This is a genomic window from Streptomyces sp. NBC_00464, assembly GCF_036013915.1.
In the GTDB taxonomy this organism is placed as follows: Bacteria; Actinomycetota; Actinomycetes; order Streptomycetales; family Streptomycetaceae; genus Streptomyces.
Map to the genome: position 1 here is coordinate 889766 of NZ_CP107899.1, position 25748 is coordinate 915513.

At 71.7% G+C, this 25748-nt stretch carries 24 protein-coding genes; 10 read left to right on the plus strand and 14 right to left on the minus strand.

Annotated features, from left to right (window positions below):
* Positions 1–3 precede the first annotated feature (3 nt).
* A complete protein-coding gene (locus OG912_RS03825) occupies positions 4–597 on the minus strand; it encodes a (2Fe-2S)-binding protein (RefSeq protein WP_326739655.1) in 594 nt (197 codons plus the stop codon).
* 2 nt (positions 598–599) lie between these two features.
* Positions 600–1490, minus strand: a complete 891-nt coding sequence (locus OG912_RS03830) for an FAD binding domain-containing protein (protein ID WP_327708175.1) — start codon at positions 1488–1490, stop codon at positions 600–602.
* Positions 1491–1747: 257 nt separating this feature from the next.
* Between OG912_RS03830 and OG912_RS03835 the strand changes: the two genes are divergently transcribed.
* The 3 genes from OG912_RS03835 (at position 1748) to OG912_RS03845 (ending at position 5019) form a co-directional block, all read left to right on the plus strand.
* Entirely contained in the window at positions 1748–3469 is a 1722-nt protein-coding gene (locus tag OG912_RS03835) for a PucR family transcriptional regulator (RefSeq protein ID WP_327708176.1), read from the plus strand.
* Between the two features lie 194 nt (positions 3470–3663).
* Positions 3664–4449, plus strand: a complete 786-nt coding sequence (locus tag OG912_RS03840; RefSeq protein WP_327713331.1) for a hypothetical protein — start codon at positions 3664–3666, stop codon at positions 4447–4449.
* Between the two features lie 186 nt (positions 4450–4635).
* The gene (locus OG912_RS03845; protein ID WP_327708177.1) at positions 4636–5019 is read left to right on the plus strand and encodes a hypothetical protein; all 384 of its coding nucleotides are present in this window, start codon (positions 4636–4638) and stop codon (positions 5017–5019) included.
* Between the two features lie 53 nt (positions 5020–5072).
* Here OG912_RS03845 and OG912_RS03850 read toward each other — a convergent pair whose 3' ends face one another.
* Positions 5073–5834, minus strand: coding sequence for a GntR family transcriptional regulator (locus OG912_RS03850; protein WP_327708178.1), 762 nt, complete (start codon positions 5832–5834; stop codon positions 5073–5075).
* A 146-nt stretch (positions 5835–5980) separates the two neighbouring features.
* On the opposite strand from OG912_RS03850, the gene OG912_RS03855 reads away from it, so the two are divergent.
* Positions 5981–6829: a (2Fe-2S)-binding protein gene (locus OG912_RS03855; RefSeq protein WP_327708179.1), complete on the plus strand. Its 849-nt coding sequence runs from the start codon at positions 5981–5983 to the stop codon at positions 6827–6829.
* Positions 6830–7055: 226 nt separating this feature from the next.
* Entirely contained in the window at positions 7056–8135 is a 1080-nt protein-coding gene (locus OG912_RS03860; RefSeq protein WP_326739648.1) for a DUF2637 domain-containing protein, read from the plus strand.
* A 52-nt stretch (positions 8136–8187) separates the two neighbouring features.
* Here the strand turns inward: OG912_RS03860 and OG912_RS03865 are convergent, their stop codons facing one another.
* Positions 8188–8586: an ATP-binding protein gene (locus tag OG912_RS03865; protein ID WP_327708180.1), complete on the minus strand. Its 399-nt coding sequence runs from the start codon at positions 8584–8586 to the stop codon at positions 8188–8190.
* 143 nt (positions 8587–8729) lie between these two features.
* Positions 8730–10673 carry a serine/threonine-protein kinase gene (locus OG912_RS03870; RefSeq protein WP_327708181.1) on the minus strand — a complete coding sequence of 648 codons (1944 nt, stop codon included), beginning with the start codon at positions 10671–10673 and terminating at the stop codon, positions 8730–8732.
* 228 nt (positions 10674–10901) lie between these two features.
* On the opposite strand from OG912_RS03870, the gene OG912_RS03875 reads away from it, so the two are divergent.
* The 3 genes from OG912_RS03875 to OG912_RS03885 all read left to right on the plus strand — a co-directional run bounded on the left by OG912_RS03875 (position 10902) and on the right by OG912_RS03885 (position 12522).
* Positions 10902–11492 carry a TetR/AcrR family transcriptional regulator gene (locus OG912_RS03875; protein WP_327708182.1) on the plus strand — a complete coding sequence of 197 codons (591 nt, stop codon included), beginning with the start codon at positions 10902–10904 and terminating at the stop codon, positions 11490–11492.
* Positions 11493–11636: 144 nt separating this feature from the next.
* Complete coding sequence (locus tag OG912_RS03880) at positions 11637–12029, plus strand: ribonuclease domain-containing protein (protein ID WP_327708183.1); 393 nt, start codon at positions 11637–11639, stop codon at positions 12027–12029.
* Positions 12030–12132: 103 nt separating this feature from the next.
* Positions 12133–12522, plus strand: a complete 390-nt coding sequence (locus OG912_RS03885) for a barstar family protein (protein ID WP_327708184.1) — start codon at positions 12133–12135, stop codon at positions 12520–12522.
* Between the two features lie 45 nt (positions 12523–12567).
* Here OG912_RS03885 and OG912_RS03890 read toward each other — a convergent pair whose 3' ends face one another.
* Positions 12568–14955, minus strand: a complete 2388-nt coding sequence (locus tag OG912_RS03890; RefSeq protein ID WP_327708185.1) for a M9 family metallopeptidase — start codon at positions 14953–14955, stop codon at positions 12568–12570.
* Between the two features lie 288 nt (positions 14956–15243).
* On the opposite strand from OG912_RS03890, the gene OG912_RS03895 reads away from it, so the two are divergent.
* Positions 15244–15978 carry a hypothetical protein gene (locus tag OG912_RS03895; RefSeq protein ID WP_327708186.1) on the plus strand — a complete coding sequence of 245 codons (735 nt, stop codon included), beginning with the start codon at positions 15244–15246 and terminating at the stop codon, positions 15976–15978.
* 29 nt (positions 15979–16007) lie between these two features.
* Here the strand turns inward: OG912_RS03895 and OG912_RS03900 are convergent, their stop codons facing one another.
* Positions 16008–16700, minus strand: coding sequence for a TetR/AcrR family transcriptional regulator (locus tag OG912_RS03900; protein ID WP_327708187.1), 693 nt, complete (start codon positions 16698–16700; stop codon positions 16008–16010).
* 53 nt (positions 16701–16753) lie between these two features.
* On the opposite strand from OG912_RS03900, the gene OG912_RS03905 reads away from it, so the two are divergent.
* Positions 16754–17878, plus strand: coding sequence for an FAD-dependent oxidoreductase (locus OG912_RS03905; RefSeq protein WP_327708188.1), 1125 nt, complete (start codon positions 16754–16756; stop codon positions 17876–17878).
* A gap of 75 nt (positions 17879–17953) precedes the next feature.
* On the opposite strand, the gene OG912_RS03910 is transcribed toward OG912_RS03905, so the two are convergent.
* The 7 genes from OG912_RS03910 to OG912_RS03940 all read right to left on the minus strand — a co-directional run bounded on the left by OG912_RS03910 (position 17954) and on the right by OG912_RS03940 (position 25729).
* Positions 17954–18676, minus strand: a complete 723-nt coding sequence (locus OG912_RS03910; protein WP_327708189.1) for a GntR family transcriptional regulator — start codon at positions 18674–18676, stop codon at positions 17954–17956.
* Between the two features lie 68 nt (positions 18677–18744).
* Complete coding sequence (locus OG912_RS03915; protein ID WP_327708190.1) at positions 18745–19746, minus strand: proline racemase family protein; 1002 nt, start codon at positions 19744–19746, stop codon at positions 18745–18747.
* Positions 19747–19847: 101 nt separating this feature from the next.
* A complete protein-coding gene (locus tag OG912_RS03920) occupies positions 19848–20756 on the minus strand; it encodes a dihydrodipicolinate synthase family protein (RefSeq protein WP_327708191.1) in 909 nt (302 codons plus the stop codon).
* A gap of 65 nt (positions 20757–20821) precedes the next feature.
* Entirely contained in the window at positions 20822–22276 is a 1455-nt protein-coding gene (locus OG912_RS03925; protein WP_326739636.1) for an FAD/NAD(P)-dependent oxidoreductase, read from the minus strand.
* Positions 22257–22595: a (2Fe-2S)-binding protein gene (locus OG912_RS03930; RefSeq protein WP_327708192.1), complete on the minus strand. Its 339-nt coding sequence runs from the start codon at positions 22593–22595 to the stop codon at positions 22257–22259. The genes OG912_RS03925 and OG912_RS03930 overlap by 20 nt, the downstream gene beginning before the upstream one ends.
* 130 nt (positions 22596–22725) lie before the next feature.
* Positions 22726–23901, minus strand: coding sequence for an NAD(P)/FAD-dependent oxidoreductase (locus OG912_RS03935; RefSeq protein WP_327708193.1), 1176 nt, complete (start codon positions 23899–23901; stop codon positions 22726–22728).
* A gap of 85 nt (positions 23902–23986) precedes the next feature.
* Positions 23987–25729, minus strand: coding sequence for a pyruvate dehydrogenase (locus OG912_RS03940; protein WP_327708194.1), 1743 nt, complete (start codon positions 25727–25729; stop codon positions 23987–23989).
* Positions 25730–25748 lie beyond the last annotated feature (19 nt).

Genomic DNA, 25748 nt, shown 5'->3' on the forward strand with positions numbered 1-25748 from the left:
CGTCTAGACCGTTTCTTCCGCGCGGGCGGCCGCGAGGCGGACCGCGTCGAGGATCTTCTCGTAGCCGGTGCAGCGGCAGAGGTTGCCGGAGAGCGCCTCGCGGATGTCCGCGTCGGAGGGCTCCGGGGTGCGCTCCAGGAGTTCGTCGGCGGCGACCAGCAGGCCGGGGGTGCAGAAGCCGCACTGGACGGCTCCGGCGTCGATGAACGCCTGCTGGATCGGGGAGAGCTCACCGGTGTCGCGGTGCTCCTCGCCGGACGGCTTGGCCTTCCACCGCTGCGCCTGGTCGACCGTGACGCCGCAGGCGCCCGACGCGCAGCCGGTGCCGGGGTGGGCCTCGGAGCGGTGGGCGGCGAAGTCGGCGAGACCTTCGACGGTGACGACGTCGCGGCCCTCGACCTGGCCGGCGGCGACCAGACACGAGCAGACCGGGACCCCGTCCAGGCGGACCGTGCAGGAGCCGCACTCGCCCTGCTCGCAGGCGTTCTTGGAACCGGGCAGGCCCATCCGCTCACGCAGGACGTACAGGAGGGACTCGCCCTCCCAGACGTCGTCGGCCTCGTGCCGGCGGCCGTTGACCGTGAAATTGACGCGCATGATCAGGCAGCTCCTTCGGTGCTGCGGCCGTTGCCGCGGTACGTCTCCCAGGTCCAGCCGAGGGTCCGGCGGGCCATGATCCCGACCGCGTGCCTGCGGTAGCTCGCGGTGCCGCGCACGTCGTCGATCGGGTTGCAGGCGGCCGCGGCGAGCGTGGCGAACTGCTTGGCGACGGAGGGTGTGATGATGGTCCGGCTGTCCCAGAACCCGCCCTCCTCCAGCGCGGCGTTCAGGAAGTCCTCGGCCTCCTTCGCCCGTACGGGTGTCGGGGCGGCGGATCCGATGCCGGTGCGAACCGTGCGGGTCTCGGGGTGCAGGGCCAGGCCGAAGGCGCAGACGGCGATGACCATCGCGTTGCGGGTGCCGACCTTGGAGTACTGCTGCGGCCCGTCGGCCTTCTTGATGTGCACGGCCCGGATCAGCTCGTCCGGCTCCAGGGCGTTGCGCTTGACGCCGGTGTAGAAGGCGTCGATCGGAATCATCCGGGTGCCGCGCACGGACTCGGCCTCGACCTCGGCGCCCGCGGCGAGCAGCGCCGGGTGGGCGTCTCCGGCGGGCGAGGCGGTGCCCAGGTTGCCGCCGACGCCGCCGCGGTTGCGGATCTGCGGCGAGGCGACGGTGTGCGAGGCGAGCGCCAGTCCGGGCAGCTCGGCGCGCAGGTGCTCCATGATGGCGCTGTACGGGACAGAGGCGCCGAGCCGTACGCTCTCCTGGCCCACCTCCCACTCGGACAGGTCACCGATGCGGTTCAGGTCCAGGAGGTACTCGGGCCGCCGGTGGTCGAAATTGATCTCGACCATCACATCGGTGCCGCCCGCGATGGGCACAGCCGTAGGGTGCTCGGCCTTGGCGGCGAGCGCCTCCTCCCAGCTGGCGGGGCGAAGGAAGTCCATGAGTGGCTCTCTTCTTCTCAATCGAGTTGTTCGCTGGGGGCTGGAGACGGCCGGCCCTCGACTTGTTCATGTCTTGTTCACGCGGTGTGTGACTCAGTACACAAGCCCTGCTCCACCTGGTGCAGTCACCGAAACCATGAAGGAGTTGGCTGCTCTCCTCGCTCGTCTTGTAGATTCGAACGAATGGCGGGGATCGGTGACCTCACCGCAATACCCAGTTTTCACCCGCACCAACGAATGAGATCGGCGGCGACGAGATGCGGCTGCGCGCACTGCTGGAGACCGACGCGCTGGGCCTGCGGCTGCTCGGCGGCGACGAGGAGCTGGACCGGTCGGTCCGCGGCGTGATGACCACCGACCTGAAGGACCCCAGCCGCTACCTCACGGGCGGCGAGCTGGTGCTGACCGGACTGGCCTGGCACCGGGACGCGACGGACTCGGAGCCGTTCGTACGGATCCTGTCGGGGGCCGGGGTCGCCGGGCTCGCGGCGGGCGAGGCGGAGCTCGGAGCCATCCCTGACGACCTGATCGAGGCGTGCCGCCGCCACCGGCTGCCGCTCTTCGCCGTGAACGAGACCGTCGCGTTCGCAACGATCACCGAGCATGTGGTGCGCCAGGTGTCCGGCGAGCGGGCGGGTGACCTGGCCGCGGTGGTGGACCGGCACCGCAGGCTGATGACCTCGGGGCCGACGGGCGGCGGGCCCGAGGTGGTCCTCGATCTACTCGGCTCCGACCTCGATCTGCACGCCTGGGTGCTCTCGCCCACCGGCCGGCAGATCGCGGGCGCGGGTGCACCGCTGTCGGGACCGGCGGGTGCGGAGCTGGCCGGGCTGCATCTGGCCGCGGTGCGCTCCGGCCGCCGCGCCCCGCACCGGGCCACCGTCGACGGGGCGACGTATTCGCTCTTCCCGATCCGCAACCACGGCAGAGGCGCCGGGCCGGCCTCCCGCGATGTGCGGGAGTCGGTGCTCTCCGACTGGCTGCTGGCCGTCGAGGCGGACGCGGGCGACTGGCCGGCCGCCCGGCTCGACCTGCTCCAGGGCGTCACCCAGCTGATCGCGGTGGAACGGGACCGGCGCGACGCGGCCCGCACGGTGCGCCGCAGGCTCGCCCAGGAGGTCCTGGAGCTGGTGCAGGCCGGTGCACCGCCGGCCGAGATCGCCGCCAGGCTGCGGGTCGCCGCCCCGGTCCTGCTGCCCGGGCTCGGAAGTGCGCCGCACTGGCAGGTGGTGGTGGCCCGGGTCGAGTGGGACGAGCCGGACGCGCCCGGCGGCGCCGGTTCCGGCATCGCGGGCGGGCCGGTCGCCCAGGCCCTGCTGGAGGAGATCCTGGTCGACCCGGCGGTGACCGGGCCGGATTCCGCGGACCGGATCGCGGTCGCCCACTCGGGTGACGAGGCCATCGCGCTCGTACCGCTGCCCGCCCTCGCCGACGCCCTGCCGGAGGCGGACGAGGCCGAGGGGGAGGCCCCGAAGGCCGACCCCGCGCTGCACGCCGACGCCCTGCTGGCCGCCGTGCGCGCCCCGCTCTCCGCGGGCCTCGCCGACGACGGGCGCCTGACACTGGGTGTCAGCGCCTCGGTGCATTCGGCCGAGGGGCTGCGCGGCGCCCTGGAGGAGGCCCGGCACGCCCGCCGGGTGGCGGCGGCCCGTCCGGGGCGGGTCTGCGCGGCCGGCCACCACGAGCTGGCCTCGCACGTCCTGCTGCTGCCGTTCGTCCCCGACGATGTGCGTCGTGCGTTCACCGCACGGCTGCTCGACCCGCTGCGCGATTACGACCGGCGCCACCGCGCGGAGCTGATCCCGACTCTGGAGGCGTTCCTGGACTGCGACGGTTCATGGACTCGCTGTGCGGCCCGGCTGCACCTCCACGTCAACACCTTGCGCTACCGGATCGGGCGAATCGAGCAGTTGACGGGCCGTGACCTTTCCCGGCTCGAGGACAAGCTCGATTTCTTCCTGGCCCTGCGTATGAGCTGACTCCGGGGGGCCGCAGCGGCTACCACGGACTCCCGCTGATTGTGAAAAGTTTCACCTGACATTGCCTCGACCCCTTGGCCCGGCGTGCCATTCCGTGCTGTGATGCGGCCAGACTCAGAGCATCCGGCCCAGTTGCCGGACGTTCTCCACAGCTCGATGGCGCGCTCGGGGAGGGCAATGTGGCGGACACCGCCATGTCTGGTTCCGGAACGACAGCTGATGACGATCCGCCGCTCCGGACAGCGGTATGGCGGCTGCGGTCACGCGCCTGTTGGACGGACGCCGCGGCACTGCTCGAACACGACGCCGCCACCGACCCGGCCGCGGCCCTCCAGCGCACGGCGCTGCTGACCGAGCGGTGTCTCTACACCGGGGAGGGCTGGACCGACGCCGAGGACGCGCTGCGCACCGCCGAGGCCATGGCCCACGACGACGCCGAACGCGGGGCCGCGGCCTGCGAACGGGGGCACCTGGCGTACGCGTCGACCCTTCTCGGAGTACGGGACCGGGCCGACGAGGCCCGTGTCGCGCTGAGCCGGTCCGCGGCCCTGCTCTCCCCCGCCGCCCCGGCACGCCCGCTGCTCGACTTCCGCCGGGGCCTGATCGCGCAGAACATCGCCGACTCGCCACAGGCCGCCCGCGCCGCGTACCGCAGGGCGCACGCCGGCGCCACGGCCCAGGGTGACGAACTGCTGCTCTCCTCCACCTGGCGCCATCTCGCCCTGCTCTCGCTGCGCGAGGGCGAACTGGCCGAGGCCCGGCACGGGTTCGCCGAGTCGCTGCGGATAAGGGAGGAGCTGGGCTACCTGGTCGGTACGGCCCCGGCCCTCATCGCGCTGGCGGACACCGAACCGGAGCCGGAGGCGGCTGCGCGCCTGCGCGCCGAGGCGGGCCGCCTCTTCCGCCTCCTGGGCGGCGTCCCCAGCTGGCTGGCCCCGCACCTGACCCCGCCAGCCCCGGAGACGGCCGAGGCGAACTGAGCGCGGGCCTGGCACGAGGACCGTCAGGTACGGTCCTCGACCGGGTCGCCGGGCCAGGACCGTCAGGTACGGTCCTCGACCGGGTCGCCGGGCTTCCAGCCCGCGTCGCTCCACTCGGGGGTCGGCGTCGGTCGCGGCGGAGCGGGCGGCGGGTTCGGGCCGCGGTTCGGGTTCTGCGGCACCGCGGTGGCGGGATTCCCGTTCTGCCCGCTGCCGCCGTCGCGCTGCGGCGGCGGCGCGACCGGGGATTTCGGCGGTGCGGGCTTCCTCGTCGGCGGCACGGAGACGGCGGCCGCGGCGGGGGCGGTAGCGGAGGCGGACCGGGGCGCGGAGGGCGTCGGGGGCACGGAGGACGCCGGCGAGGGCGCGGCGGAACCCTCAGGTGTACGCGTGGGGCTCGCGCTCGGCGAGGGCGTCGCTGCGGCGGGCGTCGCCGGAGGCTTCCCGTCGGACCTGCCGGACCCGGAACAGCCCGCCGCCGCCAGTCCCAGCACCACCAGCAGCGCGGACACCCCTCGCAGCCCTCGGCTCCGTATCATCCCTGCCCCCTCGAAAACGATCATGCGATGAGCCGCACAGGCTACCCACAGCCGTCCGCTGTGGCGGCAGCGGATGCGGGAAGGTCAGCGGTCCGCGCCGGTGAAGTGTTCGCGTACGAGCGACTGCACGACGGTCACGTCCTGGGCGACCAGCGCGTCCAGCAGGGCCGTGTGCTCGGCGGCGTCCGCCAGCAGATCGGCGCGGCGGGTGACGGGGTTGCCCTCCAGGGGCCACTGGGAGCGGCGGTGCAGTTCGTCGGCCACCATCACCAGCTGGGCGTTCCCGTTGAGGGCGAGCACCGCCCCGTGGAAGGCCCGGTCCGCCTCCGCGTAGCTCGCCCGGTCCCCGACGGCCGCCGCCGCGACGGTGGCGTCGGCCAGCGGGCGCAGGGCGCACCAGCCGGCCGGCGGGACGGTGCGGGCGAGCCGCAGCATGACGGGTACTTCGAGCAGCGCCCGCACCTCGGCCAGCTCGGCCAGCTCGCCGGGCCCGCGCTCGGCGACCCGGAAGCCGCGGTTCGGCACGACCTCGACGGCCCCTTCCACGGCCAGCTGCTGCATCGCCTCGCGCACGGGAGTGGCGGAGACCCCGAAACGGGCGCCCAGCGCCGGGGCGGAGTAGACCTGCCCGGGGGTCAGCTCGCCGTCGACGAGGGCGGCGCGCAGGGCGTCCAGGATCTGACCGCGCACGGAGTGCCGCTGCACCGGGGTCCGGGGGGCGGGCAACTCGTTGTGGGTGTGCTCGCCACGGGCCTGCTCGGGCACCCGGAGGGACGAGGAGGCGGTCATGGGCGCGGCGGACGCATGCGGTGTCCACATGTCCTCACGGGCTCTGCCCTGCTCCACGGGTACCTCCTCGGCCGGTCGCGGGCGCGGCTCGCGTGCGCGGCGCCTCGTGTGCACGATAGGCGGAGGAGGCTGCAGTTCAAACATCGATCGGGTCGGGTAAGGTAAGGCTAACCTGCAAACGATCGTGATTCGGTGGTCCCTGCATGACCCTGCCCACTCTGCTCCCCGACATGACGACCTCGGCGGTGACGGACGCGTACACGCGTCTGGCCGAGGTCTTTCCCGGGCTGCGCGCCGAGGCGCTGACGGACGGCGAGACCTCCCCCGGCGGCGCCGGCTGGGTGGGCGCCCACGAGCTCGCGGCGGGTGGCAGCGGGCTCGACGCCTTCCTCGCCTGGGACGACGCGCAGGTGCTGCGGGACTACGGGCAGCAGGCCAGGCCCGATGTGGTCGCCGGCTTCGGACTGCACCGCTACGCATGGCCGGCCTGTCTGCTGGTGACGGTGCCGTGGTTCCTGCACCGGCGGGTGCCGCGCATCCCGGTCGAGGGCGTCGCCTTCCACCGGGCGCTGGGCCATCTGACCGTACGGGTGCGGGAATTCGCCTGCCTGCCCGGCGATCCGGCGGCGGAGCTGCCGGGTGCGCGCGTGGTGGCGGACGAGGCCGCACTGCGCGCCGAGGTGCTCGCGTCCGTGGCCGAACACCTCGGCCCGGTCCTCGACGGCTTCGGCCCGCGGATGCGGCGCGGCAAGCGGGCGCTGTGGGGCATGGCGACGGACGAGATCGTCGAGGGCCTCTGGTACATCGCCCATCTCCTCGGCGAGGAACGGCGCGCGATGGCCGAGCTGGAGGCGCTCCTGCCGGGCACCACGAAGCCGTACGTCGGCACGGCGGGCTTCCGCGAGCTGACCGGACCGAACGGGGAGTCGCTGCCCACCCGGGACCGGGCGAGCTGCTGCATGTTCTACACGGTGCGGCCCGAGGACACCTGTGTCACCTGCCCGCGCACCTGCGACGCGGACCGGGTCCGGAAGCTGACGCCCGCCCCCTGATCCGCACGGCCCGCGGGCGTGGTGCGGATCGACGATCCACGCCGCCCGCACGAGTGGCATAAATCGAACACAACTCCTCTGCGGCATACGGTCATTCGACCAAATCGCGGTTATCCGGCGGCTCTGCCACCCCGTTGGCGTTCTCTTGCCCCGAAACCGCCTGGACGCGACGAAATCCCCGGCACGATGGCGCCGAAACGCCCTATCGCGATGCAAGGGATCGTGCATGAGACTGACCGACATATCGCTTGACTGGCTGCTTCCGGCCGCCGTGCTGCTGGCGGGGGTCATGGCGGCGGTGGCGGTGGTCGCGCGCGGCAAGCGCGCCTCTGACACATCCGCGGCCGACGACACCTGGGAACGCAGCGAGGACCGGCGCAGACGCAAGGAGGCGCTGTACGCGACCGCTTCGTACGTTCTGCTGTTCTGCTGTGCTGCGGTCGCCGCCGCACTGTCCTTCCACGGACTCGTCGGCTTCGGCACACAGAATCTCGGCCTCTCCGGAGGCTGGGAGTATCTGGTGCCGTTCGGCCTCGACGGGGCGGCGATGTTCTGCTCCGTGCTCGCCGTGCGTGAGGCCAGCCACGGGGACGCCGCGCTCGGCTCGCGGCTGCTGGTGTGGACCTTCGCCGGTGCCGCCGCCTGGTTCAACTGGGTGCACGCGCCGCGCGGCCTGAACCACGCGGGCGCCCCGCACTTCTTCGCGGGGATGTCGCTCTCGGCGGCCGTGCTCTTCGACCGGGCGCTGAAACAGACCCGAGTGGCAGCGCTGCGCGAACAGGGCCTGGTGCCCCGTCCGTTGCCGCAGATCCGGATCGTACGGTGGCTGCGTGCACCCCGGGAGACCTTCGGCGCCTGGTCGCTGATGCTGCTCGAAGGCGTACGCACGCTGGACGAAGCGGTCGACGAAGTACGCGAGGACCGCCGGGAGAACGAGCAGAACCGTCTCCGCAGGCGGGACCAGGAGAAGCTGGACCGGGCACAGATCAAGGCCCTGAACCGGCAGAACCGGGCCTGGGGACGGGTCGGCCGGGGCAGCGCCCAGGTGGACGTCCAGGCCATCGCCCCCGCGACGGGCTCCGCGCAGTCCGTCGCGGAGCCCGCCATATCCGAGCCGGGTCAGCTGCCCCTGCGACCCCGGCCATCCCTGCAAGCCGTGAACGGCCCGAACTCGAGGGACGTCCCTGAGCTGGGGGCGCCCGATCCGAGAGCGGTCGACCTCACCCCCGAGGACGACACCCAGGCACTGCCCAGACTCGACTCTCTGGAGCAGAAACTGAAGGACCTGGAGCAGCAGTTCGGCTGAAGTGCCGGCCGGCGGACCTGCGGGACACGGCCCTGACGATCCGACAAGACCGTCAGGGCCGTTCGCCGTCCAGTTCGAACCAGACCACCTTGCCCAGGGCGTGCGGGCTGATTCCCCAGGAGTCCGCGAGGCTCTCCACCAGGACAAGTCCCCTGCCGTGCGTACCGTCGTCGGCGTTCGGTACGTGCGACACGGGCATGCCCGGGACGAAGTCCCGTACTTCCACGCGCAGCTTCTGCGGCTCCACGCTGACGGCGACGACCGCTCCGTCGTCCGTATGGACCAGCGCGTTGGTCACGAGCTCGCTGAGCAGCAGTTCAGCCACCTGCGCGGGCTCCTCCTTCCATCGGTATCGCAGCAATTCCCGCACCGCGCCCCGCACTTCCGCGACGGCCGCCAGATCGGCACGGCCGACTCTGCGATGCAGTCGGGCCAGTTCCTGACGCCCCATCGTCTCCCCCGCCCACACAGTGAATCGCCCCCTGTTATCGAAGGTGCTCACGCAATGCATGCCCCGCCTACGCGCTGTCACGCTTGTCGGTGCCTCACAAGGGCGGCGATTCCAGCGTTCCTCAGGGCGGCTTTCTGCGGACGTCAGGCCCGTTTGTAGTAGTAGCCGTCGGCATGGGCGGCGCCGACGTTGTGCTGGACGCCGCTGCCGTTGAGGGTGAAGTACGACGCGTCGAGCGTGGCGTAGCAGTAGCCGGGGTTGGCGCCGACGAGCTTGGCCGTGCCGACGTTGATACGGCTGTTGCCGTTCGCCGTGGACGTCACCTTGGCCTCGTACGGGCAGTTGTTGACCGGGAAGTCGGTCAGACGCACCACACCCGACCCGGAGATGGTGATCGTGCCCGGCTGCCCCACGTTGTACGCGTCGCCGTACTTCCAGGTGCCCGCGAACGACGACGGCACCGTACTCCCGCCCCCTGATCCGCCCGTGGAGCCCGAAGCGCCTCCCGAACCGGTCGTGGTGGACCCGGAGGTGCTGCCGGAGCCGCTCGTGGAGCCCGACGTGCTGCCCGAGGTGCTGACTGATCCTCCGCCGCCCGTACTCCCACCGCTCGATCCTCCGCTGCTCGAACTCCCGCCGTCCGTCGCATCGGTGCCGTCACCGGAGGAACCTGCGCCGGAGCCGCCCACGGCGGACGTACCGCCGCCGTCCGGTGTTCCCGCACCGCCGGCCGAGCCTCCGGCGTCCCCGCTTCCCTTCCCGTCCTCGCCGTCCTTCCGGTCGTCGTCCTTCTTGCCGCCGGACGCCTGGGGACTCCTGTCGCTCGGGGGAGGTGAGCTGTGCGGTGCCGACGGCGACCCCGGCACCGAAGGGGCCGTCGCACCGCTGGACGGGGACGCGTGGATGCCACGGTCGCTGTCGCCGCCGAACGGCTGCAGGATCGCCAGCGTGCCGCCTCCCCCGCCCAGGACCACGACCAGGGGAACGGCCACGAACCATGGGCGGCGTCGCTCGTCCCGCTTGCGTTTCGGCTCGGCCGTCCCACCGACGGAGGCGACCACGGCGACGTCCGCCGGCGCCCGCAGGTCCACCGTCCCTCGGTCGACGCCCTCCTGCCGCACCGGCGCCGCCTCCGCGTCCAGGAGCCGCGCCGACTGCCGCGCGAGGTGGCTCACCACTCCGGCCGGCAGCCACGACGCCCCCGCGGCAGGGCCCTCGCTGCCGCGCTCGGCCAACAGCTTGTCCACGGAGGGCCGTTCGGTGACCGACTTGGCCAGGAGGCGGCCGATCAGGGTGCGCAGAGCCTCGTCGCGGACCTCCTCGATGTCGGGTTCGGCCTCGACGATGTGGTACATCACCGCGTGCTGGTTGCTCACCCCGTTGCCGAAGGGGAGCGTGCCGGTCGCCGCATACGTGAGCACGCAGCCGAGGGTGAACACGTCGCTCTTCGGGCCCGCGCTCTCGCCGCGGATCTGCTCCGGTGCCATGAAGCCGGGCGATCCGATCACCATTCCCGTGCTGGTGAGAAGGGAATCGACGGACGTTTCGACAGCGCGGGCGATCCCGAAGTCGATGACCTTGGGCCCCTCGACCGTGAGCATCACGTTCGACGGCTTCAGGTCGCGGTGGACGATGCCGGCCGAATGGATGTCGTTGAGTGCGCGCAAAAGCCCGTCGGCAAGGGCGAGTACGGACGCGGCGGGGAGCGCACCATGGCCCCGGACCACCTGTTCCAGGGAGAGCCCCGGGACATAACCCGTGGCCACCCAGGGGTACTCCGCGTCGGGGGCTGCGTCCAGTACGGGCGCGGTGTAGCGCTCCCCCACGCGCCTCGCCGCATCGACCTCACGGCGGAAGCGGGCCCTGAACTGCGGGTCCGCGACGTGCTCGGAGTGCACCACCTTGACCGCGACCGTGCGGCCGCCCTCGGAACGGGCCAGGTAGACCCGGCCCATGCCCCCCGCACCGAGTCTGCCGAGCAGCAGGTAGGGCCCGATGCGGACCGGGTCGGTGGCGGCCAGCGGCTTGATGCCGCCGTCGAGGTTGTCCTCGCCGTCCCCGTGGCTGTCGTTGTGCACGCTGGTCATGTTCGAGCACTCTCCCGTGAGTCCCGCCGCGCAGTCCCCCCGGGACCGCCACCGCCCCTTGAAACCGCCTTGTACAGAGGCGGCTTGGAGCGGCAAGTGCTCAGTCTGGGGCACAGCACGTAACTATTGGAACTGCTTCCGGAATTAATTCTGGAACATTCTTCTACTCTGGGTACCGGCGGGCGGGCCCATGAGGGGACGCCGGAACCGGGAGCCGGGGCGGCATCGATGAGTCCGAAGCAGCAACGCGGTGAGGCCACTGCCGCGCACGTACTCGACTGCGCGCTGGACCTCTACGCGTCGGACGGCGAAGCCGGGCTCACCCTGGGCGCGCTCACCTCGGCCAGCGGCGTCAGCGCGGGAAGCATCTACCACCACTTCGGCAGCCTCCCGGGCGTGGTGGCCGCGCTCGCGCAATCCTGGCTGGGCCGCCTCCTCGACGAGCTGGGCGGGGAGCTCGCACGGGCCGGGAACGCCCGGACCGGCATCCACGCGGTGGTGCGGACCTACCTGACCTTCATCCAGGTCCACCCGGACGCGGCGCGGCTCATGCACTCCGCCACCGTGGACCGCGAGACCACCGCACGCGCCCGTCAGATCCGCGGGGCCCAGGAGGCCCGGCTGGCCCCTCTCGCGGCCTGGCTGCGCGCCCATCAGGAATCGGGCCAACTCGTGGATCTCCCCCTGCCCGTGGTGGAATCGCTGATCCTGGGCCCGGTGACGGGGATCGCACGCCGCTGGCTCTCGGTCGGCGACATCGACATCGAGGAGGCCGCGCGCACGGTCCCGGACCGCATTTGGCGCTCCGTCAGCCCCTGAATGCGCCCGGCGCGCCGGGCTTGCGCCGGCTCGCGCGGAGCGACCGTCCGCCCTCCTCGTTCACCTTCTTCTCTGTTAACTTCCGAAAAATTCACCCTTGTTGGCGTTGACGGGACCAGGTCTACGCGCGTCATCATGGTGACTATGCGAATCCCCCCACGGATCACCACGCTCGGCGGCGTCGCCGCCCTCCTGTCCGTCCTCTTCGTCGGCGGCCCCGTCGCGGCGACCGCGACCGCCGCGACCACCTCGGTCGGCAGCATCTGCTATTCCGCGCTGCCGTCCCAGGCCCACGACACCCTCGATCTCATCGACGCCGGCGGACCCTTCCCGTACGACCAGGACGGGACCGTCTTCCAGAACCGCGAAGGCGTCCTGCCCGGACAGAGCACCGGCTACTACCACGAGTACACCGTGATCACCCCCGGCTCCCCGACCCGCGGTGCGCGACGCATCGTCACGGGCGAGGAGGTCCAGGAGGACTACTACACCGCCGACCACTACGAGACCTTCGACCTCGTCGACCACGGCTGCTGAGAGGCCGACGGGTCCTTCCGGGCCGCTCCCCCGGTCCGGTCCGCGCCGTAGCCCCCCACCTGCGGCGCGGACCTCCGGAGCGGCGTACTTGTACGCTCCCCCCATGACCGTGACCTATGTGATCGACGGCTCCGAGGTCACCGGCCTCGATCGCTTCTGGGACGTGATCGGCGAGGCGGTGAACGGGCCGGGCGGCTACTTCGGCCGGAATCTCGACGCCTTCGCGGACTGCCTGAGAGGCGGGATGGGCACGCCGGACGACGGCGACTTCGTCATCGAGTGGCGGGGCCACGCCCTGTCGGCGCGCGCTCTGGGCCACGAGGAGACCGCGCGCCATCTCCGCGGCCTGTCCGGCCGCGCCCATGCGAGCAACCTGCCGCGGCTGCGGCAGGAACTGGCGCGGGCCGAGGCCGGCCTGGGGCCGACGCTCTTCGACCGGCTGCTGGAGATCATCCGGGACGAGACCGCCCCCGGCACCCTGCGACTGCTCTGAGGGCCACGGGCGCGGTCGGCCGCGTCCGTGACCCTCAGGGACCGGTCAGTACTGCGTGGAGACCTTCGCCCCGCCGAAGTCCTGCACGGCGTAGAGACTGATGTAGTGCGCTCCTTCCGCCGGGTTCTCGACCGTCAGCGTGTGGGCGTTTCCGGTGCCGGTCGACCGTGAGGTGTAGGCACTGGTGGTGGCCCAGCCGTTGGCGTTGTAGTAGAGGTCGGCGTCGCCCGTGCCGCCGCTCATGGTGATGGTGAGCCGGGCGGTTCCGGCGGGCACGTAGAGGTACAGGTAGGAGTAGTTGCCCTGGGTGGCCTGCAGCCCGCTCCGGACACAGTCCTGACCGAGCTCCCGGACATCGCTCGCGGTGCACTCGGCCGACGGATCGGTCGGCGGGTTGGTGCTGGTTCCGCAGGCGCCACCCGCACACGCCGTCAGCCAGGTGTTCCAGTCGGTGTCGTAGCGGCTGCCGATGGTGGAGGTGAGCAGGGTGCGGGCGGCGTTCCAGTCGCCGCTGCGGTAGAGGCCCAGAAGCGTGTCCATGTCGGCGCGGTGCGACTGGAGCATGTAACGGACCGCCAGGTAGCCCCAGTTGTAGATGCGCGTCTGGTCGGCGTTCTCGTAGGTGGTGTCGAACAGGGAGCTCAGGGTGTAGGTGTGCGCGGCGGCCTGGGTGACGGCGTCGTCGTAGGTCACATCACGGTAGGAGTAGGAGACGTACTCCGCGAAGCCCTCGACCCACCAGATGGTCGGCGTGGTGAGGCCGTCCTCGAAGTCGCCGGACATGTTGAACCGGCCGTCGAGGTAGTGCGTGTACTCGTGGTTGAGGTTCCAGATCTGGAAGTCCGGGCGCACCCATTCGGCCTCGTAGGCGATGAAGCGCGGCTGGTTGCCGGCCGCTGCCGGGTCGCCCTCCAGGTACATGCCGCCGTTGTTGGTGTCGATGCCGTAGATGGCTCCGGCGTAGGTCTGGTAGTCGGTGCTCGAATCGAAGACGACCACCTCGATGGTGGTGTTGTTGTCGTCGGCGACCGGTCCGCTGTCACGGGCGATCTCGTGGAAGTAGGCGTCCTGGCCCTTCAGGCTGGTACAGGCGGCCGAGAGGTCGGACGAGGACATCTGCTGGGCGAGGATGCGGATGCTGTCGCTGCAGGTGTACTCGACGGGAAGGACGGCGCTCTTGATCCGTGCCGCCAGGTCGCAGGTGCCGTACGTGGCGCAGTTGTCCGGTTCGTAGTAGTTGGCCATGTCCGCGAGTCCGACCCAGAGCGGTGCGGTCGGGCCCGTGAGGGAGCTCCGGCCGAGCAGGTCGATGACGAGCGGTCGCGCCTTGGACCGCAGCGACTCCTCCTGGAGGAAGCGCGCGAGCTCGCGCCCGGCGTTGGAGGTCAGGTAGGCGCGGTCCGTGCCCAGCAGGTCGAGGTGATCGCGGGCGAAGCCGGCGAGCGAGTCGAGCAGGCTGGGATCGGCCTCGACGGCGCTGACGAACTCGGGCACCTGATGACCCCGGAAGGTCACCGTGTAGACGCTGTTGACGGCGTTCAGCATGTACCAGGAGCTGTTGTACGAGGAGTCGTAGTCGGCGAGCAGGCGCTTGACGACGCTCAGGTAGCGGGCGTTCTGCACGGCGCTGTCGATGAGGATGACGGCTTCGGACAGGGTTTCCCCGTTGGCGTCCGTGACGTCGAAGGCGTGCGCGGAGGCGAAGAAGGCGTCGAGCCCGCCCTGGATGGCGGTGCGGAGCGCGTCGCCGTAGTCGCCGACGGTGGCGGGGTCGTAGTACTGCACGTAGTAGCCGGCCCGGAGGAACAGCACCAGCTGGGGCATCCCGGTGCTGCTGTCACCCGGGTACGCGGCCGATCCGTCGCGCAGGGCGTTGGCGACGGTGACCATCTGGGCCTCGCGGAAGGCGAGGTAGCCGTCGTTGCCCTTGACCGTGAACAGGGTGTTGACGCAGTCGGTCGTCGACGACTTGATCTGCTGCACCAGGTCGCTGCCGGTACGGCTGGTGAAGTCGGCGACGGAGCAGGCGGCGGCAGGGGCGATGCCGGCGGCCTTCGCGGCGGAGCGGGCCTTGGCCTTCATCGAGGGGGCCGGGTGGCTCGGCGCGGTGGCACGCGGGTCGTCGTAGTCGCGCTTCAGCGCGTCCTTGGACGCGGTCTGCGGCGCCCGGTCGGCGGGCTTCAGGGCCGTGCCGCCTATGTGGCCGGGGTCCTGTACGGGTGCGGTGAGGGCCTGCGCAGCGGGGCCGCCCGGCTCGGGCGTCCCAGGAGCAACGGCCTTGCCCGCGGCAGCAGTCGTGGTGACGGCCGCCGGTGTGGAGGGCCGGGGCTCGGCGGCCAGGCTCGGTGCGGCAAGCATGCCGACACCCAGACAGGCCGCCAGGGCCACGGTGGACAAGCCGGTCAATCTCTGTCGAACCAAACGGTTCTTCACGTGCCGCCTCCCAGCGGTGTGGTGCCGCGCGACATTGCGCGGCGGTGGGGGATGGCGCGCCCGGGGCCCGGACAACCGGATCAGTTCATGACATGAGCACGACCTCGAACGCGACCGTCAGTACAATGGCACATGTCACATGTCCTACGGAAGGAGTTGGGCGCACATTCATCTCCGCGCCAACTCCCCGCGGTGTCACCCTGCTTGCCGGTGCCGCCGCTTCGGCCCGAGGAGTTCCGAGTCGGGTTCGGCGCACCTCGGCGCAGCGACTGAGGGAGGATCTCCTGCGTGGCAAAGGACACGGACGGGGATGCGAGTGCGAGTGCGGATGCGGGTGCCGGCGTGGACGACGCGCAGGTGTGGAACGCCCGGTTGGGCTGGGCGTTCGGGCTGATCGCCGACGATCCCGTCGAACGGGGTGCGGCACTGGACCTGCTTGCCGACGCACAGGGGAACGTCCAGGGTGCTCTTGGCCGGTTCAACGAGTTGTGGCACTCGACGCTGCCGCTCGGCGGACAGGGACAGTGGCGAGATCCGGCCCTCCTGAAGGCATATGAGCGGTACGTCGAAGCCGGAAAGTCCTCACTGCCCGACGCGTTGTGGAACCGCCCGCCCGGAGACATCAGGGCATGGCAGGGCCTGCCCTATGCGCTCCTCTTCCTGGAGTGGGAGGCACGGTATCCGCAGGAGTGGACCCGGCACGCCAAGAAGTGGGGCACAAAACAGAGCCTCATCCGGGACGTGGCGGTCGCAGGCCACGGCGAGGCGGTCAGAGCGAAGCTCACCGACCTGGTCGAGACCGTCGTTCAGCGGGCCTACCGCTGCAAGGACCGCGAGTACGTGCGCGTCGCCCGAGCCGTTGACAGTGAGGATCTGCGCCGCAGGCTGGACGCTGCCACCCGGTCCGGCAACCCGTGGGCGCGGCGGCATGCCGGCTACGTCCTCTGGCTCCTCGATCACCCCGAGGCACCGCACACGATCCACGTCTGGCAGAACTGGATCGCGGCCGAGGCGAGCGAATGAGCCCCCCTTTCCGCCTGTCGGGACAACTCCTAGGCCTTCTGCCCCGCGAGTTTGGCAGCCACGGCGTCGAGAACCCAGTCCAGACCGGTCTCGAATGACTCCTCGGCGTCGACGTGCGTGCCGTCGTGCACGGCCTTGGCCAGTGCCGGGAAGCGGCCCGTGGCCAATGCCTTCGTCACACGCGGGCCGGAGGCGCGTTGCCAGTCGCTCTCGGACAGGCCCGTGGCGCGCTCGGCCCGCAGGTTGGTGATCTCGCGCCTGATCGCGCCGGTGAAGTAGGCGCTGACCGTCTCCACGGCGCGCATGACGGTGTCGACGTCGGCCAGGCCGTCGAGTGCGGCCAGCGTGGCCTCGGCCACGGCGAGGCCGTTCGGGCCCAGGGCCGGACGGCCGCCGAGCAGGTCGGCCAGCCATTCATGACGGAGAGCGGCCTGCCTGGTGCGGCGGGCGAGGACGCGCAGCGCCTCCCGAAAGTCACCGGGCTCCTCCTCGGGGAGAATCTCGGCGTAGACCTCGTCCACCAGGAGGTCGAACAACTCCTCCTTGGTGGAGATGTATCCGTACAGCCGCATCGGGCCGGCGTCCAGGCGGGCGGCGACCTTGCGCAACGACACCGCCGCCAGCCCGCCCTCGTCGGCCAGCGCCATGGCGGCGGCGACGATCCGCTCCCGGTCGAGCGGCACAGGGCGATTCGGCGGCTCCGGCCGGTCCCACACAGTCATGGTCACATCGTACTGTTGCGATACGCCGTATCGTTAAAATACAGTGTATCGACATGAGACAACGAATCGCCGTGGTCGGGAGCGGCCCTGCAGGCCTTGCCTTCGCCCGCGTCCTGCACCGCCATGACCACCCCGTCACCGTCCTCGAACGCGATCCCGCACCCGACGCCCGCCCTCCCGGCGGCACCCTGGACCTGCACGAGGGGCTGGGTCAGCTCGCGCTGGACAAGGCGGGGTTGCTGACGGAGTTCCAGGCCCTGTCCCGCCCCGAGGGGCAGGCGATGCGCATTCTGGATACGGACGGGACCGTCCTGCGCGACTGGAAACCTCGTCCGGGTGACCGGGCCAATCCCGAGATCGATCGCCGTCAACTCCGTGATCTGCTGCTCGGCCCTCTGGACGTCCGGTGGGGGCAGGGTGTGACGCAGGTGGTGCCGGGGACCCGAAACGGCGTGCTGGTCCATTTCGCGGACGGGCGACAGGAGACGTTCGACCTCGTGATCGGCGCGGACGGCGCCTGGTCCCGGGTCCGCCCGGTCGTCTCGCCGGTGACGCCGCACTACACCGGAGTCACCTTCGTCGAGACCTCCCTGGACGACGTCGACATCCGCCACCCCGGCCTCGCGCGTCTGATCGGCGACGGTTCCCTGGCCGTGTACGGCGTGAACCGCGCGCTCGTCGCCCAGCGCAACAGCGGCGGCCACGTCAAGGTGTACGCCCAGTTCCGTGCGCCGCTGGCCTGGCACACGCACCTGGACCTGACCGACGCCGAGGCCGTGCGGTCGAGCCTGCTGGCCCTGTTCGACGGCTGGGCCGCCCCTGTCCTCGACCTCCTCCGCCACGGCACCGCTTTCGTCCACCGCCCCCTCTACGTCCTGCCCGTGTCCCACACCTGGACCCATGTCCCCGGGGTGACGCTCCTGGGCGACGCCGCCCATCTGATGCCCCCGCTGGGGGCGGGCGCGAACCTCGCGATGCTGGAAGGCGCCGAACTCGCCGAGTCCATCGCCACCGGCCCCGGCCCCGGAGATCTGGACGCGACCGTCCGCGCCTTCGAGGAACAGATGTGGGCACGGGCCGGCAGGTGGGCGAAGATGACGACGGCCGGTCTGGACCGCCTCGTGAGCCCGGACCCAGCCGAAGCCCTCGCCCTCTTCGACCAGGTCCAGCCGTCCTGACCGCCGAGCGCGAGAGCACCGGCAACGCGCCGCGGCTTCACGGAGGACACAGGCGCGGGCAACCGCGCGAGGGTCTCAGACCTGGCCGGCCGACACCCCTTCGGGCGCCTCGCCGGAGCGCTCGGACCCGCCCTGCCTGCCGTCGGCCCACAGGGACCGGACATGGGACATATGGGCGAGCATGCAGGCCTCGGCTCCCGGGGCGTCACCGGCGACCACCAGGTCCAGCAGTTGTACGTGTTCCTGCGCGGAGGCGATCAGCTGCCCCGACTCGGCCAGCCGGTTCAGGCCGAACAGCCGGGAGCGCTTGCGCAGTTCGCCGACCTCCTCGACCAGCCGGCGGTTCCCGGCCAACGCCAGCAGGGCGAGATGGAAACGGCGGTCCGCCTCCAGATAGCCCAGGATGTCGTGCCGGCGGGCCGCCTCGACGATCTCCAGCGCTACGGGCCGCAGCGCCTCCAACTCCTGTGTGAGGCCCATCCGCGCGATCCTGCCCACGGTGGGCACCTCAATCATGGCCCGGAGTTCGGTGAAGTCGTCGAGGTCCTGATCGGTCAGTTCGGTGATCCGGAAACCCTTGTTGCGGACGGCCTCGACCAGTCCCTCACGGGCCAGGTCGAGCATCGCCTCACGGACGGGCGTGGCGGAGACCCCGAAATCCGAGGCGAGCGCGGGCGCGGAGTACACGGTCCCGGGCTTCAGCTCGCCGGAGATGAGTGCCGCCCGCAGTGCGTGCGCCACCTGGTCACGCAGATGCTCCTGCGCCGAGATCACGTTGAGCGACGTCAGGCGGGCCATGTCTGTTCCTCCAGCACCGTGCGGAGCCCAAGAATACAATGTGACGTTGTGCGTTGCGGACTCAACGGTCACAACACGAAGCCCTCGGGGAACGGGTCGGCCGGGTCGAGGAAGTACTGCGCGGTCCCCGTGATCCAGGCGCGCCCTGTGATGGCGGGGACGACGGCGGGCAGCGTTCCCACGGTCGTCTCGGCGACGAGCCGGCCCGTGAACTCCGTACCGATGAAGGACTCGTTGACGAAGTCGGTGTCCAGCGCCAGTTCGCCCCGCGCGTGGAGCTGGGCCATGCGCGCGGAGGTGCCGGTGCCGCACGGCGAACGGTCGAACCAGCCGGGGTGGATGGCCATGGCGTGCCGGGAGCGGACGGCGTCCGAGCCCGGGGCGATCAGCTGGACGTGCTTGAGCCCGTGGATGGCGGGGTCGAGCGGGTGGACCGGGCGGTCACCGGCGTTGACCGCGTCCATCAGTGCGAGCCCGGCGGCCAGCAACTCGTCCTTGCGGGAGCGGTCGAACGGCAGGCCCAAGTCGTCCAGTTGGACCATGGCGTAGAAGTTTCCGCCGTACGCGAGGTCGTAGGGCACGGTGCCGTGGCCGGGGACCTTCGCCGTGAGTCCGAGTCCGGCACTGAAGGCGGGGACGTTGGTCAGGGTGACGGAGGTGGCAGCGCCGTCCTCGACCCGGACGTCGACGCTCACCAGCCCGGCGGGAGTGTCCAGCCGCACGGTGGTGACCGGTTCGGTGACCTCCACCATGCCGGTCTCCACCAGGACGGTGGCCACCCCTATGGTGCCGTGCCCGCACATCGGCAGACAGCCGGAGACCTCCATGAACAGGACCCCGAAGTCGGCGTCGGGTCGGGTCGGCGGCTGGAGTATCGCCCCGCTCATGGCCGCGTGGCCGCGCGGCTCGTACATCAGCAGGGTCCGTACCGCGTCCCGGTGCGCCATGAAGTGGGCGCGGCGCTCGGCCATGGTGGCGCCGGGCAGCGTGCCGATGCCGCCGGTGATCACCCGGGTGGGCATGCCTTCGGTGTGCGAGTCGACGGCGTGGAAGATGTGACGCGTGCGCAAGTGTCCCCCTCGGGTCGTCCGGCCGTTCCGGTACGACGCTCCGGCCGGCGGATGTCTGGTGTGCTGACGGGTGGGGCGATACCCCCGATGACCGGCCTCTCTCAGTCGAGGCCCTCGGCCAGCGCCTTCTCGGTGGCCGCGCGCACGGCGGCCAGGGCGCCGGCGTCGAGCGGCATGCGCGGCGGCCGGGTGGGGCCGCCGTGCCGACCGACGATGTCCATCGACGCCTTGATGGCCTGGACGAACTCCGGCTTGGAGTCCCAGCGCAGGAGCGGGTGCAGCCGCCGGTACAGCGGCAGCGCCGTGTCCAGGTCCCCGGACACGGCAGCCCGGTACAGCGCGACGCAGCCGGCGGGCAGCATGTTGGGGCAGCCCGCGATCCAGCCGACGGCACCCGCCACGGCGAGCTCCAGCAGGACGTCGTCGGCGCCGACCAGCAGGTCGAGCCCCGGGGCCTCCTCGGCGATCTCGTACGCCCTGCGGACGTCACCGCTGAACTCCTTGACGGCGACGACGGAACCGTCGGCGTGGAGCTGGGCGAGCAGCCGCGGTGTCAGGTCGACCTTGGTGTCGTACGGATTGTTGTACGCGACGACCGGCAGGCCCGCGGAGGCGACTTCCGCGTAGTGCGCACGGACCGCCCCGTCCTCGCACGGGTACCCGTTGGGCGGCAGCAGCAGGACGGAGCCGGCCCCGGCCTCGGCCGCCTGCTCGGCGCGGCGCCGCGCCTGGGTGCTGTCGTAGGCGGAGACGCCGGGCATCACCCTGGCCCCGTCCCCGGCCGCCTCGACGGCGACCCGTACGACCTGGTCGCGCTCCTGGTCCGTGAGGGTCTGGTACTCCCCCAGCGAACCGTTGGGCACCACACCGTCGCATCCTTCGGCGACGAGGTCGTGCACATGTGCGGCGTACGCGTCGAAGTCGATGGACCGGTCCTCGCGCAGGGTGAGGGGCGTGGCCACCATGACGCCTCGCCAGGGGCTGGTGCGTGCAGGGCGGTTCGTCTTCATGCGGGCTCCATTGGAAGGTGTGGCGAAGGTGGGAAAAGACATGCGGAGGGGTGGGGTGCGCGTCCTCACGTGTCCTCGGGGAGGGCGGCACGGGCGAGTACGGACAGGGGGACGGGGCAGGCGAGCGGGCGCCGGTCGGCACCCCCGGTCTCCGCTGCGCAGCCGGCGAGTTCCCGCACGGCGAATCCGCACGTCCGGCCCTGGCACCAGCCCATCCCGGCCCGGGTGAGGAGCTTGACCGTACGGCTGTCACCGGCACCGAGCTCCCCGACGGCCGTGCGGATGGCGCCGGTGGTGACCTCCTCGCACCGGCAGACCTCGGTGTCGGCTGCCGTCCAGTCGGTCCAGCCGGGTCCCGGACGGTGCACGGCGCCCATGAGTTCGGCGAACGCACGCATCCTGCGCCGGGCCCGGCGCAGGGCCGCCGTGCGTGCCGTGCCCCGGCCGCCGCGCGCGTCCACGAGCACGGAGCGGGCCGCCAGTTCGCCTTCGGTCAGGGCGAGTCGGACGCCGCCGATACCGCCGGTCTCGCCCGCGGCCCATACTCCCGGCACGGTGGTGCGCAGTTCCTCGTCGAGCTCCAGCGCGGCCGATCCGTCCGCGGCACACCGGGTGGCGCAGCCCAGCCCGACGGCGAGGTCCAGCTGGGGCACGAGACCGTGCCCGACGGCCAGGGTGTCGCAATCGATCCGGTGCCCGGTCCCGGGCAGTGGACGCCAGTCACGGTCCAGCCGGCTCACCGTGACGCCCTCCACCCGGTCGGTGCCGTGGACGGCGGTGACGGCCCGGTGCGTCAGCAGCCTGACCCGGTGGCGTGCCAGCGCCACACCGTGCCGAGCCCCTTCGGCGAGCCGGCCGGGGGCGGCGGCCAGCACCATCGGCGCACGTCCGTACGCCGCGTAGCCGGAGGCCTCCACCAGCGCGGGCACCCGGGCGCCCGCTCGGGCGAGGGAGACCGCGACGGCCTGCAGCAGCGGTCCGCTGCCGGCGACGACGATCCGCCGGCCCGGCAGGACCAGGCCCGATTTCAGCATGGCCTGCGCCCCGGCCGCTCCGACGACCCCGGGCAGGGTCCAGCCGGGGAACGGGAGTTGGCGCTCGTGGGAGCCGGTCGCGACCAGCAGCCGGCGGGCGTCGAGCGTGCAGGCCCCGTCCCGGCCGTCGGGCCCGGTGACCGCGTGCAGGGTCCAGTCCGCTGCGCGCCGCTCGACGGCCCAGACGTGGTGGCCGGTGAGATGGCGGATCCGGCCTGCCGTGCGGTGCCGGTCGAGCCGTGCGGCGAGGGCCTCGAACTCCCGCCAGTTGTGGTGAAGTCGCTCGGGCCGGGTGGCGCCGAGGCCGGGTGCCGGGGCACGGTAGTACTGGCCGCCCGGTGCGTCCGCCGCGTCGAGCAGGACCACATCGAGTCCGCCGTCGGCAGCGGTGACGGCGGCGGCCGTCCCGGCGGGACCGGCGCCCACCACCGCGAGTTCGGTGCGCTCGGGGCGGGCGGCGGACGGTTCAGCGGACGGGACCGGCATGACCGTCCCCTTCCTGCGTGGTGACGGCATCGCCGGGGCGGGCGGGCAGCAGGCAGGCACGCCGGTTGGGGAGGCCGTTGACGGTGGCCAGGCAGTCGAAGCAGGATCCGATCCCGCAGAAGGCACCCCGCGGCCGTCCGGCCCCCCGGGTGGTGCGCCAGGTGAGGACGGAGGCGGCCCAGAGTGCGGCCGCGATGCTCTGGCCGGGCAGGGCGCGGACCGGGCGGCCGTCGAAGGTGATCTCGAAACCGGGGCCGGGATCGGCACCGGCCAGGCCGGCCGGGGTCCGTACGGCCGTACGTATGCGGGGACGTCTCACCAGGGCTCCTGCTCTGTCGGTCGGCGGTCGGGCGGTCCGGACGCTCCCGGACGGGTCAGCGGGCTTCTCGGGGCGTGCGGCGCATCAGGACCGCGTCCCCGGAGGCAGCGGGTGGCCCCGGTCCTGCCGGTCAGTCGTCGGAACCGGGGCGGGGGCCCGCGTCGAACCGGTCCGGACGGAACGGCTCCGGGTCGAGGGCCGGTTCCTCCCCGCGGATCGCGGCGGTGATCAGCACGGCCGTGGCCGGCGCCAGTCCGATGCCCGCCCCCTCATGGCCGCAGGCGTGGAAGAGGCCCGGCACCCGGCGGTCGGGCCCGATCGCCGGGAGGTGGTCGGGCAGGTAGGGGCGGAAGCCGTGGTAGGCCCGCAGCACCCTGGTGTGGGCGAGCACCGGGAAGAGCGCGGCCGCCGCAGCGGCCAGTTGGCTGACCACGGGGACGGACAACGTCCGGTCGAAGCGCACCCGTTCACGGCTGGCGCCGATCAGGACCGGCCCGGCCTGTGTGCCCTCCACGACGGGAGAGGTCTGCAGGGCGGCGGATGCGCTCGACACGTCGGCCACGTACTCCGCCGCGTACACCTTGTGTCTGATCAGCGGCGGCAGCGGCTCGGTCACCAGGACGAAGCCGCGCCTCGGCAGCACGGGCAGTTCCACTCCCGCCAGAGCGGCCAGTTCCCCGCCCCGTACACCCGTCGCGTTGACCACCGCCGGGGCGGACAGCTCTCCCGCACGGGTCCGTACACCGCGCACCGCGCCCGTCGGTCCGGTCAGCACGGCCGTGACCGCCTGCCCCGGGTGGAGGCTCGCTCCGGCATCGCGGGCCGCGCGGACGAGATGGGCCGCGGCCAGGGCGGGCTGGACCTGGGCGTCCTGCGGGTAGAGGAATCCTCCGGCGAGCCCGGATGCCAAGTGCGGCTCGATCGCCTGCAGTTCTTCGGCCGCCACCGCGGTGGCCCGGACTCCTGCCGCCCGCTGCCCGGCGGCGGTCACGGTCAGGGTGGCCAGCGACTCGGGGCCCGCCGCGACGACCAGCCCGCCCTTCTGCTCGAACTCGACGGCGGAGGGCAGCACTTCGGCCAGCTCGCGCCAGAGTGCGGCGGACAGGAGCGCGAGGTCCAGCTCCGGGCCCGGCACCTTGTCGGAGACCAGGAGGTTCCCCTCCCCCGCCCCGGTGGTGCCACCGGCCACCGGTCCGCTGTCCACCACCGCGACCGAAAGTCCGGACCGGGCGGCGTAGTACGCGCAGGCGGCACCGACCACTCCGGCGCCGACGACGACCACGTCGAAACGCTGTCTCGTGAACACGTCAGTAATATGTCACATTGCTCAGGGGTCGCCAAGGGGGCGTCAGACACCTTCATCTGACGTCCCGTCACCGACGCCGGGTCCCCTAAGGGCGGGGCACGTTGCGCAGGTTGGACCGGGCCATCTGGACCATCCGGCCCACGCCGCCGTCCAGCACGATCTTGCTGGCGGACAGCGCGAAGCCGGTCACCATGTCCGCGCTGATCTTCGGCGGGATGGAGAGCGCGTTCGGGTCGGTCACGATGTCGACGAGCGCCGGCCCCTTGTGCTTGAAGGCGTCCCTGAGGGCGCTCTCCAGCTGCTTGGGCTTCTCGACGCGGACGCCGTACGCCCCCGAGGCCCGCGCGACCGCCGCGAAGTCCGGGTTCTTGTTGGTCGTGCCGAACGACGGCAGTCCCGCGACCAGCATCTCCAGCTCGACCATGCCCAGCGAGGAGTTGTTGAACAGCACGACCTTCACCGGCAGGTCGTACTGGACCAGGGTCAGGAAGTCCCCCATCAGCATGGTGAATCCGCCGTCCCCGGACATCGAGACGACCTGCCGGTTCCGGTCGGTGAACTGCGCACCGATGGCCTGCGGCAGCGCGTTGGCCATCGAGCCGTGGCTGAACGAACCGATCACCCGGCGCTTGCCGTTCGGCGTCAGATAGCGAGCAGCCCAGACGTTGCACATGCCCGTGTCGACGGTGAACACCGCGTCTTCGTCAGCGAGTTCGTCCAGGACCGAGGCCACGTACTCCGGGTGGATCGGGACGTGCTTGTCGACCTTGCGGGTGTACGCGCTGATCACACCCTCCAGCGCGTCCGCGTGCTTCTTGAGCATCCGGTCGAGGAACTTTCGGTCGCTCTTGGCCTTCACCCGCGGGGTCAGACAGCGCAGCGTCTCGCGGACATCGCCCCAGACCGCCAGGTCGAGCTTGGAGCGGCGGCCCAGGTGCTCGGGGCGCACATCGACCTGGACGATCTTCACATCGGTGGGGAGGAAGGCGTTGTACGGGAAGTCCGTGCCGAGCAGGATCAGCAGATCGCACTCGTTCGTGGCCTCGTACGCGGCGCCGTAGCCGAGCAGCCCGCTCATGCCGACGTCGTACGGGTTGTCGTACTGGATCCACTCCTTGCCGCGCAGGGCGTGGCCCACCGGGGCCTTCACCCGTTCGGCGAACTCCATCACCTCGGCATGCGCGCCCGCCGTGCCGCTGCCGCAGAACAGCGTCACCCGTTTGGCCTCGTCGACCATCCGGCAGAGCTTCTCGATCTCCGCGTCGCCCGGCCGCACAGTGGGCCGCGACGTCACCAGGGCATGCTCGACGGACTTCTCCGGCGCGGGCTGCGAGGCCACGTCGCCCGGCATCGACACGACGGCGACGCCGCCCCGGCCGATCGCGTGCTGGATGGCCGTCTGGAGCAGCCGCGGCATCTGCTGCGGGTTGGAGATCATCTCGTTGTAGTGGCTGCACTCCTGGAAGAGCAGCTCGGGATGGGTCTCCTGGAAGTACCCGAGGCCGATCTCGCTCGACGGGATGTGCGAGGCGAGCGCGAGGACGGGGGCCATGGAGCGATGGGCGTCGTAGAGGCCGTTGATGAGGTGGAGGTTGCCGGGGCCGCACGACCCGGCGCAGGCCGCCAGCTCGCCGGTGACCTGCGCCTCGGCGCCGGCGGCGAACGCGGCCGTCTCCTCGTGCCTGACCTGGATCCAGTCGATGTCCGGGTTGCGGCGGATCGCGTCGACGACCGGGTTGAGGCTGTCGCCGACCACCCCGTACAGGCGTTTGACGCCCGCCCGGGCGAGGATGTCGACGAACTGCTCCGACACGTTCTGCTTGGCCATGGGTGCGCACTCCCTCTGC

Excerpts from the sequence above, each read along its gene's own strand:
- OG912_RS03900 (WP_327708187.1), bottom strand. The coding sequence starts at position 16,700 with ATGACTGTGTGGGACCGGCCGGAGCCGCCGAATCGCCCTGTGCCGCTC.
- OG912_RS03920 (WP_327708191.1), bottom strand. The coding sequence starts at position 20,756 with ATGAAGACGAACCGCCCTGCACGCACCAGCCCCTGGCGAGGCGTCATG.
- OG912_RS03910 (WP_327708189.1), bottom strand. The coding sequence starts at position 18,676 with ATGGCCCGCCTGACGTCGCTCAACGTGATCTCGGCGCAGGAGCATCTG.
- OG912_RS03855 (WP_327708179.1), top strand. The coding sequence starts at position 5,981 with ATGACCCTGCCCACTCTGCTCCCCGACATGACGACCTCGGCGGTGACG.
- OG912_RS03840 (WP_327713331.1), top strand. The coding sequence starts at position 3,664 with ATGTCTGGTTCCGGAACGACAGCTGATGACGATCCGCCGCTCCGGACA.
- OG912_RS03875 (WP_327708182.1), top strand. The coding sequence starts at position 10,902 with ATGAGTCCGAAGCAGCAACGCGGTGAGGCCACTGCCGCGCACGTACTC.
- OG912_RS03905 (WP_327708188.1), top strand. The coding sequence starts at position 16,754 with ATGAGACAACGAATCGCCGTGGTCGGGAGCGGCCCTGCAGGCCTTGCC.
- OG912_RS03885 (WP_327708184.1), top strand. The coding sequence starts at position 12,133 with ATGACCGTGACCTATGTGATCGACGGCTCCGAGGTCACCGGCCTCGAT.
- OG912_RS03870 (WP_327708181.1), bottom strand. The coding sequence starts at position 10,673 with ATGACCAGCGTGCACAACGACAGCCACGGGGACGGCGAGGACAACCTC.
- OG912_RS03860 (WP_326739648.1), top strand. The coding sequence starts at position 7,056 with ATGAGACTGACCGACATATCGCTTGACTGGCTGCTTCCGGCCGCCGTG.
- OG912_RS03825 (WP_326739655.1), bottom strand. The coding sequence starts at position 597 with ATGCGCGTCAATTTCACGGTCAACGGCCGCCGGCACGAGGCCGACGAC.
- OG912_RS03865 (WP_327708180.1), bottom strand. The coding sequence starts at position 8,586 with ATGGGGCGTCAGGAACTGGCCCGACTGCATCGCAGAGTCGGCCGTGCC.
- OG912_RS03880 (WP_327708183.1), top strand. The coding sequence starts at position 11,637 with ATGCGAATCCCCCCACGGATCACCACGCTCGGCGGCGTCGCCGCCCTC.
- OG912_RS03925 (WP_326739636.1), bottom strand. The coding sequence starts at position 22,276 with ATGCCGGTCCCGTCCGCTGAACCGTCCGCCGCCCGCCCCGAGCGCACC.
- OG912_RS03940 (WP_327708194.1), bottom strand. The coding sequence starts at position 25,729 with ATGGCCAAGCAGAACGTGTCGGAGCAGTTCGTCGACATCCTCGCCCGG.
- OG912_RS03830 (WP_327708175.1), bottom strand. The coding sequence starts at position 1,490 with ATGGACTTCCTTCGCCCCGCCAGCTGGGAGGAGGCGCTCGCCGCCAAG.
- OG912_RS03835 (WP_327708176.1), top strand. The coding sequence starts at position 1,748 with ATGCGGCTGCGCGCACTGCTGGAGACCGACGCGCTGGGCCTGCGGCTG.